Annotated in this window: 22 protein-coding genes; 7 read left to right on the forward strand and 15 right to left on the reverse strand. The window is 59.0% G+C overall.

Annotated features, from left to right (window positions below):
• Positions 1 to 184 precede the first annotated feature (184 nt).
• Complete coding sequence (locus DDF78_RS00005; protein WP_152579992.1) at positions 185 to 706, reverse strand: EXLDI protein; 522 nt, start codon at positions 704 to 706, stop codon at positions 185 to 187.
• A 142-nt stretch (positions 707 to 848) separates the two neighbouring features.
• On the opposite strand from DDF78_RS00005, the gene DDF78_RS00010 reads away from it, so the two are divergent.
• Both DDF78_RS00010 and DDF78_RS00015 read left to right on the forward strand, forming a co-directional pair.
• Positions 849 to 1139 carry a type II toxin-antitoxin system Phd/YefM family antitoxin gene (locus DDF78_RS00010; protein WP_237564485.1) on the forward strand — a complete coding sequence of 97 codons (291 nt, stop codon included), beginning with the start codon at positions 849 to 851 and terminating at the stop codon, positions 1137 to 1139.
• Positions 1111 to 1452 carry a type II toxin-antitoxin system RelE/ParE family toxin gene (locus tag DDF78_RS00015; RefSeq protein ID WP_272869810.1) on the forward strand — a complete coding sequence of 114 codons (342 nt, stop codon included), beginning with the start codon at positions 1111 to 1113 and terminating at the stop codon, positions 1450 to 1452. Before DDF78_RS00010 ends, DDF78_RS00015 begins: the two co-directional genes overlap by 29 nt.
• Before the next feature lie 246 nt (positions 1453 to 1698).
• Here the strand turns inward: DDF78_RS00015 and rpmF are convergent, their stop codons facing one another.
• The 6 genes from rpmF to rpmB form a co-directional block, all read right to left on the reverse strand.
• The gene (gene rpmF, locus DDF78_RS00020) at positions 1699 to 1875 is read right to left on the reverse strand and encodes a 50S ribosomal protein L32 (protein WP_024462823.1); all 177 of its coding nucleotides are present in this window, start codon (positions 1873 to 1875) and stop codon (positions 1699 to 1701) included.
• Positions 1875 to 1997, reverse strand: a complete 123-nt coding sequence (gene ykgO, locus DDF78_RS00025; RefSeq protein WP_024462824.1) for a type B 50S ribosomal protein L36 — start codon at positions 1995 to 1997, stop codon at positions 1875 to 1877. Before ykgO ends, rpmF begins: the two co-directional genes overlap by 1 nt.
• Before the next feature lie 64 nt (positions 1998 to 2061).
• Positions 2062 to 2334 carry a type B 50S ribosomal protein L31 gene (locus DDF78_RS00030; RefSeq protein WP_152579990.1) on the reverse strand — a complete coding sequence of 91 codons (273 nt, stop codon included), beginning with the start codon at positions 2332 to 2334 and terminating at the stop codon, positions 2062 to 2064.
• Between the two features lie 67 nt (positions 2335 to 2401).
• Positions 2402 to 2707 carry a 30S ribosomal protein S14 gene (gene rpsN, locus DDF78_RS00035; RefSeq protein ID WP_152579989.1) on the reverse strand — a complete coding sequence of 102 codons (306 nt, stop codon included), beginning with the start codon at positions 2705 to 2707 and terminating at the stop codon, positions 2402 to 2404.
• 103 nt (positions 2708 to 2810) lie between these two features.
• A complete protein-coding gene (gene rpmG / locus DDF78_RS00040; RefSeq protein ID WP_024462827.1) occupies positions 2811 to 2981 on the reverse strand; it encodes a 50S ribosomal protein L33 in 171 nt (56 codons plus the stop codon).
• 182 nt (positions 2982 to 3163) lie between these two features.
• Complete coding sequence (rpmB, locus tag DDF78_RS00045) at positions 3164 to 3415, reverse strand: 50S ribosomal protein L28 (protein ID WP_152579988.1); 252 nt, start codon at positions 3413 to 3415, stop codon at positions 3164 to 3166.
• 50 nt (positions 3416 to 3465) lie between these two features.
• On the opposite strand from rpmB, the gene DDF78_RS00050 reads away from it, so the two are divergent.
• On the forward strand, positions 3466 to 4329 hold the full coding sequence (locus DDF78_RS00050) for a hypothetical protein (RefSeq protein ID WP_237564486.1): 864 nt from the start codon (positions 3466 to 3468) through the stop codon (positions 4327 to 4329).
• A 168-nt stretch (positions 4330 to 4497) separates the two neighbouring features.
• Here the strand turns inward: DDF78_RS00050 and DDF78_RS00055 are convergent, their stop codons facing one another.
• Positions 4498 to 7275: a sensor histidine kinase gene (locus tag DDF78_RS00055; protein ID WP_152579987.1), complete on the reverse strand. Its 2778-nt coding sequence runs from the start codon at positions 7273 to 7275 to the stop codon at positions 4498 to 4500.
• 188 nt (positions 7276 to 7463) lie between these two features.
• Here DDF78_RS00055 and DDF78_RS00060 point away from each other — a divergent pair, with 188 nt between their 5' ends.
• Both DDF78_RS00060 and proC read left to right on the forward strand, forming a co-directional pair.
• Positions 7464 to 8861, forward strand: a complete 1398-nt coding sequence (locus DDF78_RS00060) for an alpha/beta fold hydrolase (RefSeq protein WP_152579986.1) — start codon at positions 7464 to 7466, stop codon at positions 8859 to 8861.
• 115 nt (positions 8862 to 8976) lie between these two features.
• Entirely contained in the window at positions 8977 to 9768 is a 792-nt protein-coding gene (proC, locus tag DDF78_RS00065; protein WP_152579985.1) for a pyrroline-5-carboxylate reductase, read from the forward strand.
• 150 nt (positions 9769 to 9918) lie between these two features.
• Here proC and DDF78_RS00070 read toward each other — a convergent pair whose 3' ends face one another.
• The 4 genes from DDF78_RS00070 to DDF78_RS00085 form a co-directional block, all read right to left on the reverse strand.
• Positions 9919 to 10779, reverse strand: coding sequence for a transporter substrate-binding domain-containing protein (locus DDF78_RS00070; RefSeq protein WP_152579984.1), 861 nt, complete (start codon positions 10777 to 10779; stop codon positions 9919 to 9921).
• A 136-nt stretch (positions 10780 to 10915) separates the two neighbouring features.
• Positions 10916 to 11767, reverse strand: coding sequence for an amino acid ABC transporter ATP-binding protein (locus DDF78_RS00075; RefSeq protein WP_152579983.1), 852 nt, complete (start codon positions 11765 to 11767; stop codon positions 10916 to 10918).
• Positions 11760 to 12476: an amino acid ABC transporter permease gene (locus DDF78_RS00080; RefSeq protein ID WP_237564487.1), complete on the reverse strand. Its 717-nt coding sequence runs from the start codon at positions 12474 to 12476 to the stop codon at positions 11760 to 11762. The genes DDF78_RS00075 and DDF78_RS00080 overlap by 8 nt, the downstream gene beginning before the upstream one ends.
• Before the next feature lie 4 nt (positions 12477 to 12480).
• The gene (locus DDF78_RS00085; protein WP_152579982.1) at positions 12481 to 13143 is read right to left on the reverse strand and encodes an amino acid ABC transporter permease; all 663 of its coding nucleotides are present in this window, start codon (positions 13141 to 13143) and stop codon (positions 12481 to 12483) included.
• A 576-nt stretch (positions 13144 to 13719) separates the two neighbouring features.
• Here DDF78_RS00085 and ychF point away from each other — a divergent pair.
• Entirely contained in the window at positions 13720 to 14814 is a 1095-nt protein-coding gene (gene ychF, locus DDF78_RS00090) for a redox-regulated ATPase YchF (RefSeq protein WP_152579981.1), read from the forward strand.
• Positions 14815 to 14874: 60 nt separating this feature from the next.
• On the forward strand, positions 14875 to 15075 hold the full coding sequence (gene rhuM / locus DDF78_RS12240) for a RhuM family protein (RefSeq protein ID WP_368731811.1): 201 nt from the start codon (positions 14875 to 14877) through the stop codon (positions 15073 to 15075).
• A gap of 4 nt (positions 15076 to 15079) precedes the next feature.
• Here the strand turns inward: rhuM and DDF78_RS00100 are convergent, their stop codons facing one another.
• The 3 genes from DDF78_RS00100 to DDF78_RS00110 form a co-directional block, all read right to left on the reverse strand.
• Positions 15080 to 15514: a DUF1801 domain-containing protein gene (locus DDF78_RS00100; protein ID WP_152579979.1), complete on the reverse strand. Its 435-nt coding sequence runs from the start codon at positions 15512 to 15514 to the stop codon at positions 15080 to 15082.
• Between the two features lie 161 nt (positions 15515 to 15675).
• Entirely contained in the window at positions 15676 to 16494 is an 819-nt protein-coding gene (locus DDF78_RS00105; protein ID WP_152579978.1) for an endonuclease III domain-containing protein, read from the reverse strand.
• On the reverse strand, positions 16491 to 17711 hold the full coding sequence (locus tag DDF78_RS00110) for a type II toxin-antitoxin system HipA family toxin (protein ID WP_152579977.1): 1221 nt from the start codon (positions 17709 to 17711) through the stop codon (positions 16491 to 16493). The genes DDF78_RS00105 and DDF78_RS00110 overlap by 4 nt, the downstream gene beginning before the upstream one ends.
• Positions 17712 to 17713 lie beyond the last annotated feature (2 nt).

A 17713-nucleotide genomic window follows, 5' to 3' on the forward strand; every position in this document is an offset into this window, starting at 1 on the left:
GGCACGCCTCCGCCGGCGAACGGCCAGCGCGCACGAACGAACGAACCCGTTCCCGAAACTCCTCGGAATATTTCGGCACCAATCAGCCCTCCCTAATCAGTGCCCAAGTTTTCCACCGCACCCCCATTGCACATGACAGAGGTGAATGACGATTTGATTGTCTTTTTTGCTAGCTGGCACACAATCAGATGTCGAGCTCTTCGACGGCGGGTTGCTGCTGAGTCTGGGTGAGTGCGGCAATGAGTTCGCTCGGCATGTGGCCTTTCATGCTGTCCAGATTGGGGAAGACCTGCAGCGAGCGTTCTTTGGAATGCCGCCAGTCGCCTTGCCAGGTTTCCGCATCTTCCCAGCCCGGGCCGGTTCCTTCGGTGTTGGAGAGCGTGCCCCAATCAGGATCGTTGCGCTGATAGATGGCGTATTGGTTCTTCGCGGTGAGATAGACGCGGAACGTCGTAGTACGCAGCCCTGAACGCTCCTCATAACGCAGAATCTTTCTGCCAACGAACCGTTTGACGCTTACCACCGGTCCGTCATTCACCTCGACTTCGATAGTCTGCATCGCCATTTTCCTAGTCTCCCTTTCGCACTGAGCGACATACAGCCGCAATCCGGCCGCAACCGCAGTCGACAGTGCCCCGGCCAGTTCGGCGGCCTTCTCGAACAACGGCAAATCAGCATCGGATACATACACATTCTTTGTAGGCATATACATAAGTATACACATACTATATTCATTGAGAATCGAGAACAAAGAAGAAGATTCGGGCAGCGAGAATAACCGGTGCCTTAACCGCCTGACAGATTATATTTAGCATAATTATGCTAATCTTTTCATGGAGGCGGTTGACATGACTATGCATCAGGGAAAGATCAGGCCGGTTTCGGATCTGCGCAATAATTTCGCGGATATCTCAAAAACGGTTCATGACACGGGCGAGCCGGTGTTTCTGACCAAAAACGGATTTGGTGACATGGTCGTGCTGAGCATGGAAGCCTACGAGAATCTGCAGTTCGACGGTCAGGTGTATTCGCATCTGCTTGAGGCGGAGCGCCAGGCCAAAGTGGACAAGCGCCGGTTCAGCACCAAGGACACATTGAAAATGCTCAAGGATGCTATCGCCGGAGACTCAAGTGTATGACGTCGTCGTGCTTCCCACGGCTTTGGCTGATATGAGCGATGCGGTTCGCTATATCGCGACTGAGCTTGGCGAACCGAGAACTGCCGAGCGTCTCGCGGATGCCTTCATGGCTGCTGCTGACTCCTTGGGTGAGTACCCGTACTCACACCGCGTGTACGCTCCGATTCGCCCGCTTGCGCAGGAGTATCGCAGAGTAGCGGTCGGCAACTATTTGATGTTCTATCGTGTTGACGAACCTTCCCAGACTGTCACAGTGGCGGCGGTGATGTACGCGCGCCGCGACATCGCCAAACATCTTGAAAGCGAACGATAGGACGATAGATATGAGTTCCGCGCCTTTGGGAAGAAAATAGTTGGGTTAGGCGTAATCGCAAACGAAACGATTGTGGGCCTGACGATTCAATGAATCGTCAGGCCCACAATCATGTGCGAAACCTGAGTTATCGCGGCATATTGCCTATCGCAACGCGTTATCTACGGCAATGAAACCGTCAGCATGAACAGGAAAGCTCTGAAACACTGACGATTTCACTGTAATAAACTCCGTAGCGCTACGATCTCACAGATCTTCCGGCTTCACGTAGCCTTTGCGCACGGCGGCTGCGAGCGTCTGCGGCACCTGCACGGTTTCGCCTTCAGGCGTGCGCACGGTAGCGAGCTGCGGAACTTCGGCCTTCCACTGCGAACGACGCGCATGGGTGTTGGCTCGTGATGTCTTATACTTTGGCAGTGCCATCAGCCTTGCCTCGCTTTCCAACGCGGATTTTTCTTATTGATGACGTACAGGTGGCCCCTGCGTCGCACGATGGACGAGCCGTCCTTGTGCGCCAGGGAGCGAATCGACGCTTTGACTTTCATGGGGTGATTCCTTTCGGATTGATATTGCTACATCGACAGGGGGAGCGCAGCCAGCGGCCAGCGCTCAGGCCTGCGACTTGGTGCGCTTGCCGTAGCGGGCGTTGAACTTCTGCACCTGGCCGGCCGTGTCGAGCACGACGTTCTTGCCGGTGTAGAAGGGGTGGCTGTACGAGGAGACCTCCACGTTCACCAGCGGATAGGTGTTGCCGTCCTCCCATTCGATGGTCGGCAGCTGCGAAGCCTTGGCTACCAGCGTCGACTTGGTGAGGAAGGAGCGGTTCGCCGAGCGGTCGTGGAAGACGACGTAGCCGTATGCGGGATGGATATCGGTTTTCATATGATTCCTTATCTGTCAGTGTTGATTGCTGGGCGCGCTTATAAGGCAGCGCCCGAACCGCGAAAAGTCACCAGCTGGACTTGGTGACTCCCGGCAGCTCGCCGCGATGGGCCTTCTCGCGCAGGTTGATGCGGGAGAGGCCGAATTTGCGGTTGAACGCGCGCGGGCGCCCGTCGATGCTGTCGCGGTTGCGCAGCCGCACCGGGCTGGCGTTGCGGGGCAGCGCATGCAGCTTGCGCATGGCCTCCTCGCGCTCCTCGGCACTCAGATGCGGGTTGACGCTGTCGCGCTTGTATTCGGCGCGGCGCTCGGCGTACTTGGCGACGGTTTCTTCCCGCTGCCGTTCTCGATATATCTTGCTGGTTTTAGCCATGCTTGATTCCTTAGGATTGCTTGATGATGTGAGATTGCTGATGCGTTATGCGTTGATACGCTCACGCGCGAACGCACTGCGAGACTCGCGCGAAAGACGCGAATCAGCGCGTTTCGCGGAAGATCACGCGCTTGCGCACGACGGGGTCGAACTTGAGCAGTTCGAGACGGTCCGGCGTGTTCCTGCGGTTCTTCGTGGTGGTGTAGGTCGATCCGGTTCCTGCGGTCGAACGCATGGTGATGATGGGGCGAACCACTGATGCTTTGCTGGCCATGAACAATCCTTTCTGATGCTGTGTGTACGTGCCGTGTGGCGCTTTATGGGCTGAGGCTGCTGATCTGCGATGCAGGCGTATGCCAGTCTCCGCTAGCATCCTGAAACGCTAGAGAAAACCGGCACGCGAAAGCATGACTTCGTCAGTGTTCGCTGTGAGCGAATTAACGAAGGAACTGCCGCTTATCGCGCCTGGTTGAGATCGATGAAGCCCTTGGCCTGCGCCTGGGCGAGTGCTGCCTCGATGCCGACGCGGCTGATGGTCTTGATGCCCTTGGTGCTTACTGTCAGCGTGATGTGGCGCTGCAGCGAAGGCACCCAATAGCGCTTGCTTTGCAGGTTCGGCTTGAAGGTACGACGGGTTTTGCGATGCGAGTGGGATACGTTGTTGCCGGTTGAGACATGCGCGCCCAGAATTTGACATTGTTTGGTCATATCTGCCAATATAACAAACGAGAATCGTTATCACAAGTTGAAGGGATGTCATGTCTGATTCCTTGATATCGCGCCCAGAGGCATCGCGCAACCGCAATGCCGCTCCGGCAACGTCCTTGGACGTCGTGCTGCTCACAGGAGCGGACCGGCTGTCGATGGATTCCGTGGCGTTTTCGCTGATGGACACCTGCGAGGCCGCGTATGGCATCACATACGATGTGCGCGTCAGCGCCGACGCCCTCGACGCGTTCAAAAGCCTCGACCCCGAGCAGCCGGCTGCCGATATGGAAGTGCTGCGCATCGTGAGTATGCCGGGAGCCGACATCGGCCTGCTCAGCTCGGACACGGAAGTGTGCCCGATGAGCGATTGCTGCCTGACCTGCACCGTCAAGCATGATGCGGCCAAAATGCTCGAGCGCTTGAGCGGTCGCACCGGCATCGTGCTCATCTCCCTGCCGCTAGGTGTCGAGGGCACGCCCGTCGCGCAGTATCTCGATGATGTGTTCAGCCTCAACGAGTGGGGCGCAGACATGCGTATCGCCACCATCGCCAATGCCGTTGGCCTTGATGAATTCGAGGAGCGTTTCTTCGACGACGAACCGCTGTGCCTGTCCGGCACCAGCGAAGAGGATGGGGTGTTCGACGCCCGGTCCACCGGTGCTGTGGTCTCGCGTCTGATCTGCGAAGCCGGGCAGGTGCTTGAGCTTCCGGTGGTTGGCGCTGGCTGCCTGGCGCGGCACGTCGACGCCGATGGCGATTGCCGCTGCCGCGACATCATCCGCGCCATCGCCGACCCGAATGCCACAGTCTGCGAGGATGTGCACGAGGTCACGCTGCGCGGCCTGGTCGAGCAGGGACGGAAACAAGAGCAGGAGCAGAAGGAAAAGCAGGAGCTTAGCGTATCTCCGCAGTGAGCTTGGTGATTTCAGTGACCTCAGCGAACAGCCGACTTCAGCGGGCGGCCGTGAGTGCCTGATTGAGATTCTGCGGCGGGTATCGCATGTCATGAATCGTATGCGATAAGCCGCAAGAAATGAGCCGTGCTGGTGGCACGACTGGCTGAAGGCGCGGACAGACGTAGGCTAAGCCGTATGCGCAGTCGTTTCGAACTGTTCGTCCAGATTCCTTGCGGGCTTGAGCTGCATACCGTGACCGCCTTCGGCGGCATCGCCATGAACGCTACCATGAGCGGCACCGGACCGTGCAGCATCGCTGAATCCGGTCTCGCGCAGCACGCCGAGCAATTGGCGCATATCGGCAAGCGCGGAGCGTCCGCGTGAGCCAATATCCTCGAACGCCGAAGCTAGGTCCTGCGGCGAGGGCTGCTCGCCGCGCGATTCGAGGTCATCCAGCATTCGCAGCCCTGCGACCGCCTGATCGATCACGCCGGTCAGCGTGTGCGTGACCTCGGCCTGAATGGACGCGCTGATGCGATCGCGTTCGAGATTGGCTGCAAGAATCTTCTGCTGCTCGCGTTCGGCACGCAATGCCTCTTCGCGCGAGCGCAGCACCAAGGCGTTCGAGCCGCTGGCGCGCACCCAGAGGCCTAGCGCAATGGTTCCCGCGCACAGCATGGCCAAGACGATGGCGAAGCCGCCACCGGAGGCCAGCGCCTCCCATTGCGATCTATCGTAGGTGTAATGGTTGCCATTGCTGGTGCCGAGCATTGCAATGAAAATCGAATCGTAGCCGCTGGGAAGGGCCACTTTCACGCCAAGCAGCACCACATTGACAAGAACCGCAGCCCATACCCATCGGCGGGCGCGAGCGCGGCCGTAGACGATGACCGAGTACAGCGAAAGCAGCGCGAATATATTCGAGGTCAGCATGGGCGAGTAGAACACCAGCTGCAGCGCTGAGAAGATTGCCACGCAGGCGGCGCTGAATTCCGGGGCCTGCCGTCGTAGGGCGAGCGGCAGAAGACTCACGATGCTCAGCATCCAGACGACTATCATGCTTTCGTGGGGATAGCGGAAGAGATCAACGTAATCGATTGCGCAGGAGAACACGATGAGGCACAGCATGATGAGAATATCAATCAGCAAGTAGTGCCGCTCGCTCCATTGCGACAGCCGCTCGACCCAGTTGAAGCGACCCTCGCTTTGGGGCAACGCCTGGTCTAACGGTTTGGCGCGCAGCATCTGCATGATGTCGCTGAGCCTTGTTTTGAGCACAATCGAGAAATCAAGTTCGTGGGATATATCGTCGTGAGGTACGTCGTTATGAGAAAGTTCGTCGTGTGACAACGCCGCATGCGGCGGCTCGTTGCCGGATATGGCGCTGTTTACGCCGCTGGCTTCGGTGTTTGCGTTGAGGCGAGTGCTGCTGGCTGAGCTGTCGATAATGCGCGATGCGGCAGCGCCTGTCTCGTTGCCATTGCCGGTTTCGGCGTTGCACGTTGCCTCGTAGTGTGCGCTTTGGGCTTCGGAGCGTGGAGCGCTGCCGAATTCGGTGTCGTTACTGTCGAAAGCGATGCTTGAAGATTCGTTTGCTTCTGCGGCATCGTATAAGTGCCCTGCATCGTCTCGATTTCGATTATCTGTGTCGCTGTCGTCCACAACGCTCTGAGCCGCAGTCTGGCCGCTATATGGCACGAATGCGTGCACGGCAAAACCGCCGCTGAGCTGAGGCCCTGCGGAAAGCGTGCCACGCGCCGCCTCGATGCGCTCGCGCATGCCAATCAACCCATAGCCGCTCGCGTGCCCGTCGAGCGTGGCTCCCGCGCCGCGTCCGTCATCACTGATAGCCAGTTCCATGCCTGATTCGCCCCATGTCTCGCTGATGAGGACCTTGACCTTAGGCCCGGCGTATTTGCGGATATTCGTCAGCGATTCCTGCACGACATGGTATAGCGCGGCGCTCGCCTTGGCGTCGAGCTGGTCGGGCGCTGGCGTTCCTGCAACCCGACGCGCGAAACGGCAATCTGGCGATGCCGCACTCGCCTGTGCCAGCAGCGTGTCGATGTCGTGGTAATCGGCGTGCGTGGAGCCGCCGAGCGCCCCGAGCACCCGCCGCATGTCATGCAGCGCATGCTCCGATTCATGGCGTATCGTCTCCATGGTCGAGCGCGCAACAGCCGGGTCATGGGTGCCGGCGTAGCGCCCGCCGTCAGATTGCACGATGATGATTGAAAGCGTGTGTGCCACCACGTCGTGCATGTCTCGGGCGATGCGGGCGCGCTCAGCCAGTGCGGCGATGCGTCGTTCTTCGCCCTCCCGCGCTTCGATGGAGGCGTTGCGCTCCTGCAGCAGGCGCACTGTGGCGAGCCGCGCCCGTGTCCAATAGGCGATGATGACGGTCGACGCCAGACATACGCCAATCGCCACGCCGAACGAGCCTGCCGACACGGCGAATTGGCCGAAGCAGCCGCTGAAGCTTCCGAAGATATCTCCATAGCTACCCGTCTTCCCAGCCACGCATTGCGACTTGGGAAACGCTGAGGCGGGGCCGATAACAGATGCCCATGCCATGATGAGCGCGGCCATTGCGCCTACGCAGCAAGCCAGCACGACGAAGCGTCGCGTAAGCGCAGGTTTGCCGTAGACGATCACCGAATACAGCATGACCAAGGCGAGACAGTCAGTGAGCACAATGGACGGTCCTGCGATGAGCTGCACGACCGACAGCATGGCAAAAGCCCCAGCGGCTGGCTCGGGCTTCCAACGTCGCAGTGGCACCGGAAGGGTCAGCGCAATGCTCCACAGCACCTGCGAGTACGCACCGTGATAGGCCAGCAGCCCCTCGGTTTTGGGAACTCCCGTATTGATGGCGAGCAGCAGTAGAATGCCCAAGGCAAGCAGCACGTCAGAAGGGAGGATGCATCTGCGGCACCATGCGATAAACCCTCTCAGTCTGCTCATTCCTCAAGGCTAACGCAATGGAACACCTAGGGCCATCATGCTGCGGGATGATGCACATGTCCGCGCGTATGGGTGATATGGACAGCACTGATGGACGCACAATAACGAACGCGCAATAGCGCAAGACGACAAGAGGCGACGGAAGACGCCGCAAAGTAACGCACAGTACCGCAGAAAGGGCGCGACGCATGACATTGCTGCACGAATACTACATTCCGGGGCTGCATATCGAGGAGCATTCGATTCCGGTGCCGCTCGACTGGTCCGGCAAGGTGCCCGGAGACTATAGCCGGGCGTCCGGCGATTCGCTCAGCCTGTTCTACCGCGTGCTCAGCGCGCCCGAGCATGCGCATGATACCAAGCTTCCGCTGCTGGTGTATCTGCAGGGCGGGCCTGGGGGAGCGGGGCCGCGGCCGATCGATCCGTCAGATGATGGCTGGATAGCCGAGGCGATCAAGCATTTTCGCGTCATCCTGCCCGATCAGCGCGGCACCGGCCGCTCCTCGCATGTCAATGCGCAGATCATGGCCCGTTTCGAGCGGCCCGAAGATCAGGCGGCGCATCTCAAGCATTTCCTGGCTGACTCGATCGTGCGCGACTTCGAGCATCTGCGCCGCACCGAATTCGACGCTGCCCCTTGGGTGACGCTCGGGCAGAGCTATGGCGGATTTCTGACGCTGACCTATCTTTCCCTGTTCCCCCAAGGGCTTGTGGCGAGCTTCACCTGCGGCGGCATCCCGCATGTGCCGGCTGACGCCCGTGAGGTCTACGAGCATACCTTCCCGCGCATGGCCGCCAAGACACGGCAATACTATGCTCGCTATCCGCAGGATCGCGCGCGGGTTGCGGCCGTTGCCGACCGGCTCGAACATGCCGGCGGCGATGACGCAACGTTGCTCACGCAGCCCATGTTGCCAGTGCTGCCCATGCTCCCCAATGGCGACCCGCTGAGCGTCGAGCGTTTGCAGACTCTCGGCGGCAGCTTCGGCATGAAGCCGAGCTTCGAGCGCGTGCATTGGATCTTCGACGGTGCCTTCCTCGACAGCGACGGCGAGCCAAGCAACGAGTCTGCGCCGTCGAGCGAGTTCCTGACTGCTGTCGAATCGGCCACAGCGTCGAACCCGCTGTACTGGCCGCTGCAGGAGTTCATCTATGCCGATGGCGAATTGGAGCAGCCGATTGGCTGGGCCGCGCAGCAGGTGCGCGACGAGCATCCCGAGTTCGGCACCGAGCAACGGCCGTTGCTGTTCACCGGCGAGGCGATGTTCCCGTGGATGTTCGAGCAGGAACGCGCGTTGCGGCCTTTCCGTGCCGCGATGGATGTGCTCATGGCCGACACACATTTCGGCACGATATATGACGCGGCGCAGTTGGCGCGCAACGAAGTGCCGCTGCAGTCGGCGGTGTACTTCGACGATATGTATGTCGACTCCGGCCTGCAGCTCGACACCCTGTCGCGCATCGGGCGTTCGCATTACTGGGTCACCAACGAGTTCGAACATGACGGACTGCATGGTGACACGGTGTTCCGACGGCTCTATGGCGAAGCGCTTGATCGCGGCGACCTGGCCGGCGTGTTTCTGTGATTATCGGTAATTAGCATGTCCCATTACCATGGTCAGATAAGACGCCACAACAACCACAACAATCACACCAACTAGAAAATGGCACCGCACGCAGATGCGGACGAAAGGAATGTTCATGGACAAGCCGGTTATAGGATTCATCGGATACGGCAACATGGCTCAGGCCATCGCTCAAGGCCTGGTCAATGCTGGCGTGGTGCCAGGGGAGCGGATTGTGGCCTGCGCCGGCCATTTCGACAAACTTGAGCGCAACACGGCGACTATCGGCGCACAGGCCAAGCATGATGCCGCCGAAGTCGTGGAAGCCGCCGATATCGTGGTTATCGCCGTCAAGCCCTATCAGATCGAGGGCGTACTCGGCCCAGTGTCCGAAGAACTCAAAAGCGGCAAGCCGGTCATCGTCTCCATTGCCGGTGGCTGGGGCTTGGAGCAGTACCGCGAGCTGCTGGGCGACGGAGCGCATGTGCAGTGCGCGATTCCGAACACGCCCATCGCCGTGGGCAAGGGCATTCTGGTCACCGAAGAGTCGAACGCGCTCAGCGACGAGGAAGCCAAGATTTTCGAGGAGATTTTCTCGCCGATTGCGCAGATCGAGCGCGTCGATAGCGAGCACTTGGGCATCGCCACCGATATCGCAGGCTGCGCTCCGGCGTTCACCGCCATGTACATCGAGGCGCTCGGTGACGCCGGCGTGCAGCACGGACTGCAGCGTGCGACCGCCTACCGCCTGGCCGCTGCGATGGCCGAAGGCGTCGGCGCGCTGTATCTGGCCACCGGAACCCATCCCGGCGCGATGAAGGACGCTGTCTGCTCGCCTGGCGGTTCGACCATCCGCGGCGTCGTGCAATTGGAAAAGGATGGCTTCCGTGGCAGCGTCATTGACGCCATTAATGCCATAGAGGCGTAGTGCGCACATAACGAACATGCGTAGGGGCAACGAAATCATTGATTTCGTTGCCCCTACGCATGTTCACGTCAGCTGGCCAGCCAGCGCAATGTTAGGTTCGTGCGCACTACTCGCAACGCATCATGAGTAGTGCGCACCATCTGCCAGCTTCTAGCCAATAATCACATCCTGCGGCTTGATGTCGCTGGTGAAGGAAGGCGCGAGCTCCTGCTCATAGGTCGTGCGGAAGAAGCCATTGGCGGTGAGCTGCTTGATCCTCGTGTTGACCCAGTTCAGCAGGCTGGCGTTGCCCTTCTTCACGGCAGGCGCAATGGTCGACTCGTCGCCGAGCTTCTTGATGCCCACGGTGTAGCCAGGATTGTCTTTGGCCCAAGCATAGAGATACGTGTTATCGTCCGCCAGAGCGGCTACGCGACCATCCTTGAAGGCTTGGAACTGCTGGGTTTTGGAATCGAACTTCTGCAGGTTCACATCCGGGTACTGCTGGGTGAAGAAGGTTTCTGCCGTCGTGCCTTTGGTCACCGCCAGATCCTTGCCTTTGAGCTGGTCAGGGCTGGTGATCTTGGCCTTGTCGGGGGAGACCACGCCGATGGAGACCTTCATGTATGGTTCGGCAAAATCGACGACCTGCTTGCGTTCATCAGTGACGGTGAAGTTGGCGAGCACCAGATCCACCTTGTCGGATTTGAGCGAATCCACGCGGCCGTCGGCGTTGACCTGCACCCATTTGACCTTGACGCCCAGATCCTTGGCGAGTTGGTTGCCGAGCGCGACATCGTAGCCGGCCCGCGTGCCGTCATTCTTCACGTAGCCGTACGGCGGCAGATCGCCGAAGGTGGCGATGCGAATCGTGCCATCCTTCTTGATCTGCTCGACCGTTCGCCCTTGCTGGGACGAGCCATTGCCTGATGCATTGCCGCCATTGGATCCGTTGCCCGAACCGCATGCGGCCACGGCGAGCAGCATTGCCCCGGCGAGAAGCGCGGCGGATGTTTTTTTGAAGATGGACATCATATTCCCTTCGTTGTGTTGGATACCATCAAATTTTTCTGGCCGGAGGCGGAGCATGCGACCGCGACTAGCATATAAGAGGCGCTGCGGAATCCGTGAGGGATCGCCGTAGCGCCAGCGCATCGTTCCTGCCGTATCATTCCGCGGCCACCGGAGACATGCTTTCCAAAAAGCGCTTCGCCCGATCAGTCTGCGGAGACGAGAAGAAGTCGCCGCCGGGCTGACGTTCGAGAATCACGCCGTCTTCGAGGAACATGACCGTATCGGCTACACGCCGGGCGAATTCCATTTCGTGCGTGACCACGATCATCGTCATGCGGCGTTTGGCGAGCCGAAGCATAAGTTCGAGCACTTCGCGCACCATCTCCGGGTCGAGTGAGGCAGTCACCTCATCGAACAGCATAAGCTCCGGGTTCATCGCCAGCGCCCGCACGATGGCGATGCGCTGCTTCTGACCCCCCGAAAGCTCTCTCGGGTAGGAGTCCTTGTATTGCGAAAGCTGCACATCGGCCAGCAGCCGGTCCATCTGCTCGTCGACTTCGGCTTTGGCCCGCTTCTGCACGGCGGTGGGACCCAGCTCGATGTTCTTGGCGACGCTGAGATTCGGAAACAGGTCGTAGCTTTGGAACACCATGCCGATGCGCGTGCGCAGCTTGCGCCACGCCTTCTCGCTGTTGCGCGACACGGGCCGGCCGTTGAAGCTGATTTCGCCATCCTGGATGTCTTCGAGGCCGTTCAGGCACCGAATCAGCGTGGACTTGCCCGAACCGGAAGGGCCGACGAGCACGACGACCTCGCCCGGCATTACATCGAAGCTGATGTCCTTGAGCACCTCGTGGCTGCCATAGGACTTTCTCAAGTGTCGTACGGAAAGCAGCGGCGCAGCGTCTGTGGCTGCGGCGTCCGCGGTGCCGACAGTTGTGCCGACATGCGCAGTGCCGGCGGTCGTATTGAGAGCTGCGTTGACGTTGACGGTGGAATCACTCATGATTGCGCTCCTTGGCACGACGTTCCAACGCCTTGGCAGCCATCGACAGCGGCCAGCAGACGAGGAAATACAAGAGGAAGATGAAGCCGTAGACCCAGAATGCGGCGTCGGGGTGAGCCGTGCGATTGGCCTCCATGATCTGCTGGCCGACGGTGACCACGTCGATGACGCTGATAAGCAGCAGCAGCGACGTGGTTTTGATCACGCGGGTCGCGAGATTGATGGTGGCAGGAATCATCATGCCGATTGACTGCGGAATGCGTACGAACCACAGAAGCTGCAGCCCGCCCATGCCGAGTGCCTTGCCTGCGTCGACCTGATGATCCGGCACGGAAATCAGTGCGCCGCGCACGATGTCGCTGATTTCCGCAGAAACCCATAGGCCGAAGGCGACCACCGCCACGGTCGTGCCATCGACTTGCACGCCAAGTTCGCGGGGCAGAATGTAATATGCGAGGAACAGAATCACCAGCGTCGGTATGATGCGGAAGAATTCGAGGTAGACGCGCAGTATGGCGCGCAATGCCGGGTTGCGCAGAATGCGCAGCGCCCCGATCAGCACGCCCAGAGGGATGCCGACAAGCAGCGCCAATCCTGCGATGGATGCGGAAGTCCACAGCCCGGACATCAGCCGGGCGAAATTGTCTCCAGTGAACAGCACGCTCGCGCCGCCGCTCAGGCTCAGATTCATGCTTAGTCCCATACTCATGCTCTCAGTTATCGCCGAAAGTGCCACGGCGGACCCTCCTTTCCAGCAAGGTCAGGATGACCGACAGCGGTATGAGGATGATTGCGTAGGCGATGACCAGTTGGAGCAGGTATTCGTCGGTGCGGTAGTACATGCCGATGAGATCTCTGGCGGTATTTGTCAGCTCCGGCACGGCGATGACAGTGAATACGGAGGTTTCCTTGACTATGAAGATCGCGTTCGCGGCGACCGCCGGCACGCTGCGCGTCAGCCCTTGTGGCAGCGTCACATGCCGAATCATCTGCATAGGAGAGAGCCCCAAGGCGCGCGCCGATTCGGTCTGCACGCTGGGAATCGCGTCGAATCCGCCTTGGAACGCGCCCGACATATACGCTGCGCCGAGGATGGACATGCCGATGATCGCGCAGGTTTCAGCGTTCCATTTGATGCCGATGGTCGGGAACGCATAATACAGAAAGAACAGCTGGATGAGCAGGGGAGTGTTGCGAAACAGCTCTTCGATGGTCGCGCTGGCCTGAGAGAACACAGGGACACGGTATTCGCGCACGAGCGCAAGGACGAGACCCAGCAGCGAGGCGAAGACGATGCTGACGGCTGAGAGTCTGAGCGTCAGCAGGAACGCCCGCGCGAACAGCGGCAGGCTCGCCGATATGATGGTCCAGCTCACGCTCTCTCCTTCCCGTGTTCAGCTATGCGTTGCGTCTCTCTGGCAGCTCTTGCAGATGCCGCCGATATTTCGGCCATTTGTTTCGAATATGTTTACAACATGTTTCCGATAGCCAAGCATAACGCTCTCGTAGATGGCCCTGGCGACGGCGATCTTCCATCGGGCATGCGCAAGGAGAGGCTTGTGCGATCATCTTGCCGACTGTTTGCGTTGCGGATTGCGCTATTTACCGTTGCTGATGTCGTTTGCGGCCATTGGGCGGTATGAATTGCTCTTATATCCCGTCATCGAATAGAGCGATGTACAAGTCCGCATAGTGGACATATGGGATGGTATGTGGTGTCTTTCTGGCCATGAGGTATAGCGACTTGAGTAATGCGCACTACTTGCCAAGCGTTTTGCGTAGTGCACGCATAACGAACATGCATATGGGCGCGAGAATAGATGGTCTCGTTGCCATTATGAGGATTCACGTCAGTCGCTCACCCGCATGCATGTTAGGTTCATGCGCACTACTCGCAACGCATCATGAGTAGTGCGCGCTGGTATGTCAGCGTTTCCCCTAGACTGGGGAGCATGTCTTTAACTATCGGAATCGTCGGCCTGCCCAACGTCGGCAAGTCGACTCTTTTTAATGCCTTGACCCGCAACAACGTACTTGCGGAGAATTATCCCTTCGCCACCATCGAGCCGAATACCGGCATCGTGCCGCTGCCCGACAAGCGTCTGCCGGTGCTCGCCAAGCTGGTGCACACCGAGAAGATCATCCCGGCGACCGTGACTTTTGTTGATATCGCAGGCATCGTCAAAGGCGCGTCGCAAGGCGAGGGCTTGGGCAACAAGTTCCTGGCCAACATCCGCGAGGCGGACGCGATCTGCGAGGTCGTGCGCACCTTCGTGGATGACGACATCGTGCATGTCAACGGCAAGGTCGACCCTACGGACGATATTGACACCATCAACACCGAGCTGATCCTTGCCGACCTGCAGACCATCGAGAACGCGCTGCCGAGGCTCGAAAAGGATCTGCGTGGCAAGAAGGTCAGCGGCGAGTACGTCGCCGCCGTCAATGAGGCGAAGACGATTCTCGAAGCCGGCGAAACCATCGATCACGCGGCCGCCGCGGGCAAAATCGATAAGGATACCATCTACGACCTGCATTTGATGACCGCCAAGCCCTTCATCTACGTGTTCAATGTGGACGACAACGAGCTGCAGGATGATGCCGCCAAGCAGAAGCTCGCTGACTCCGTGGCCCCGGCCAAGGCTATCTTCCTCAACGCGCAGTTCGAAGCCGACCTGACCGAATTGGACGAGGGCGACGCCCGCGAGATGCTTGCCGACGCCGGACTGGACGAATCTGGCCTCGATCAGCTCGCCCGCGTCGGCTTCGACGTGCTCGGTCTGCAGACCTTCCTGACCGCAGGCGAAAAGGAAGTCCGCGCTTGGCAGATCCATCAAGGTTGGACCGCTCCGCAAGCCGCCGGTGTCATCCACACCGACTTCGAAAAAGGCTTCATCAAGGCTGAAATCGTCTCCTACGACGACTTCGTAGCCGCTGAAGGCGCCATGACCAAGATCAAGGACGCCGGCAAGCTCCGCCTCGAAGGCCGCGACTACGTCATGCAAGACGGCGACATCGTAGAGTTTAAATTTAACGTTTCGAAGTGAGTAAGTAGTTTTCAATCTATTGCTGAACCATGAACCGACTTTCCAACGGCTTTGAGCCACTTGAAGAAAGTCGGTTCTTGTCGGAGTCTCACTGTAATTTCGAAGCTCATACTCATAGGCGAGTGGGAGAGCAATCGTCAGGTGCGGCGCGAAGTCACGATGTACAACCTGGACATGATTTTAGCGGTCAGGTATCAATCCACTTCTTCTCGTGCTGTTCAGTTTCGGCAGTGGGCAACCAGTGTCCTCTCTGAGTATTAGGACGTTACCGTGCGAATGCAGGCTCAGGGTCGTCCTCGCGGGTCCACGCGATGGCGATGAGTTTGCGGAGCACGGCTAGGTTGATGTCGTTGAGCTTTTTCACGTAGACGCAGCCCGCGCCCTCGGTGTATGTGCCGAGCGTCGGCAGCAGTTCGACTCCGGCGGGCAAATCCTTGAGGTCGTAGAGCGAAAGCTGTGCCTTGCGCGGCGAGAACCCGACTTTGGGCCATATGCCGCGATTGCGAGGATTCGCGGGCGAAACATAGCGGTAGCTTCCGTACCCCACAATCGATGGTCCCCACATCACCGGGTCGACGCCAGTGATCTCACGAAAGATTTCGGCGAGTGCTTTTCCATCTTCCCGGCGACGTGCAGGGGTCGTAGCGTCAAGGAATTCATCGACGTTTGCGTTGGTCGGTTGCGTTTTCTGAGCTGCCATGTGACCAGCTTATAGCATGACTGTGCGAGTGAATCTGCACATAATTGCGAGACCTCCAGATCTCTAGATCTACAGAGTATGAGACGTGTCTTACAACGATTGCTGAGTTATAGCTGACGATTATCGCATGTGACTTTGGGAGGAAAGCCCACCCGCATTCGTTATTCATGAATATTCGCTCGTGACAGGAACGGTCTGTTGCCTGGGCTCTCTGTTCCTGTTTTTGTTCTCATCGGTGAAGGTCTGCCGGTTTGCCATCGCCCTGCGATAAATGATTCGGCCTTGGCGGCATCATCGCGATATGCCTTGCCGAACTCGTCAATGAGCCCGTGGAACTCTTGGAGCTGCGCGGTCGACAATCCTGTGGCGAGCACGACTGGCGCCAATGCCTTATGGAACGCGGGATAGCCGGCAGGGAGCTTGCAGCCAAGAAAAGCGAACAGTCTGCGAGCGTATGCGTCGGCGACGAATGACCGGCGGTCGAATACGTATAGCATCAGCACGTCGGCGGTTTCGCCTCCAATGCCGAACAATCCCAGCAGCTCGTGCCGGAGTTCCTCGTCCGGCACGCCCAGCGCGTTCGTCGGCTCGCAGTCGAATTGTTGCCGATACCATTGAGCCAGTGATTGCAGGGCGCGCGCCTTGTTGCGATAGAATCCAGACGGTCGAATCAGCCCTTGCAGATCGGCGCTACGCATTGTGGCGATTGCGTCCGGCGAGAACGCTTCGGCCTCTTTGAGACAGGCCAGCGAACGCTCTACGTTGGTAAACGCTGTGTTCTGCACGAGCACGGCACCGACCATGATCTCGAATATAGTGTCGGCAGGCCACCAGCCGGTCGGCCCCATCTCGCGCAGCATAAGCCGGAACAGCGATTCAATCTCTGCTGGCGACGGGCTGTTTAGGGCTGCTGGCTGATGTCTTGACAGGGAATTGTCCAAGTGTCTGATTCGATGGGAGAGCCGCTTTGGATCGCTCATGCTAAGGCTTCCATTCCCCTGTTGAACCGCTCGGCCATCACATTGATTGAGTGCGCGTCGAGGCGTCGCAGGGAGGCTCTCGCAAGAGTTTGTGCCAGCCCTGAGCGCAGGGTTGCCAGCCATTGGTCCGCATAGCTTCGGGTCGCTCCGAAGAGTTTAAGGCTGTCAGCTGACAGCAGTTTGCCCGTGGTTATCGCTGCGTCTCCGAACAATGAGAGCTGATGCATATCTGGCGAATCGGCCTCGTAGGGTTCCGGATTCATGTCGAATGCAGGGGCGAGCTGCCATGCACGCCCTATACGCAGGTATCCGTGATTGCGCAGATGATCGTCGAGATTGCCGATGGCCGCACCGAACATGGCTCTGCGCCACAGTTCGACAGTGTCTGCGCCGATCCTGCGGGTGAATTCCGCCAGATCGAGCCAGTCGCCGCCTTCGCCGTCGGTACTATCGAGCGCGGTCATCGCCGACATGTACGGGATTCGTTCCATTTCCTCAATGCTCGGCGCAGATTTGCGGTCAAAGCGTTTGATCAGCAGCACGGTTCGATGCTGTTCATTGGCATCTTTCACAGTGATGGTCCGGTGCTCAGGCACATTGATGCCTATGAGCCGCGCGATTTCGAGAGTTACCGCCTCCCAACCGATAACATCCCACGCGTCGCCATTCGGCTTGGGAAACTTCGCTAGCCACAGCGCGTTGCGGTCGAACACGGAAGCCTTTGGTCGGGCGCCGCCTAGGGATCCGGTCGCACGATAGAGCCGACGCAGCGAAATGTCACTTACATCGCGATTCTGCTCCACCGCGTCTGCGGTGTTCAGCAGCTCTGGCATATTGGCCAGCACCGGCACCCCTTCGTCGCCGGCCACCGGTTTGCCATCGATGATGAAGCGCACGGCACCCTGTCGGGTCAAATCGTTCACACCGAAAAGATATTCCGATTCGCTCACGCGCGTGCGGTTGAGACTGCGTGCGAACACTTTTCGGCCCCACCTATCCGGTGCCGAATCTGAGAACTGGCCTAATCCGGAGAAATAGAACGGTGCCAACGAGCGGGGCATTGAGGGGAACATGTCGAAGGCTTGCGGGTTCGTGACATAATCCGCTGCGTAGCGGAACGACAAATCATTACCAGTGGCATACAGCGTCCCGGCGGGCGCTTCCTTGCCTGAATCCAAGGTGACCAGCACTGTCGCTTCAATGGTTTTCTTAGCCATAT

This window comes from Bifidobacterium tibiigranuli, from assembly GCF_009371885.1.
GTDB lineage: Bacteria > Actinomycetota > Actinomycetes > Actinomycetales > Bifidobacteriaceae > Bifidobacterium > Bifidobacterium tibiigranuli.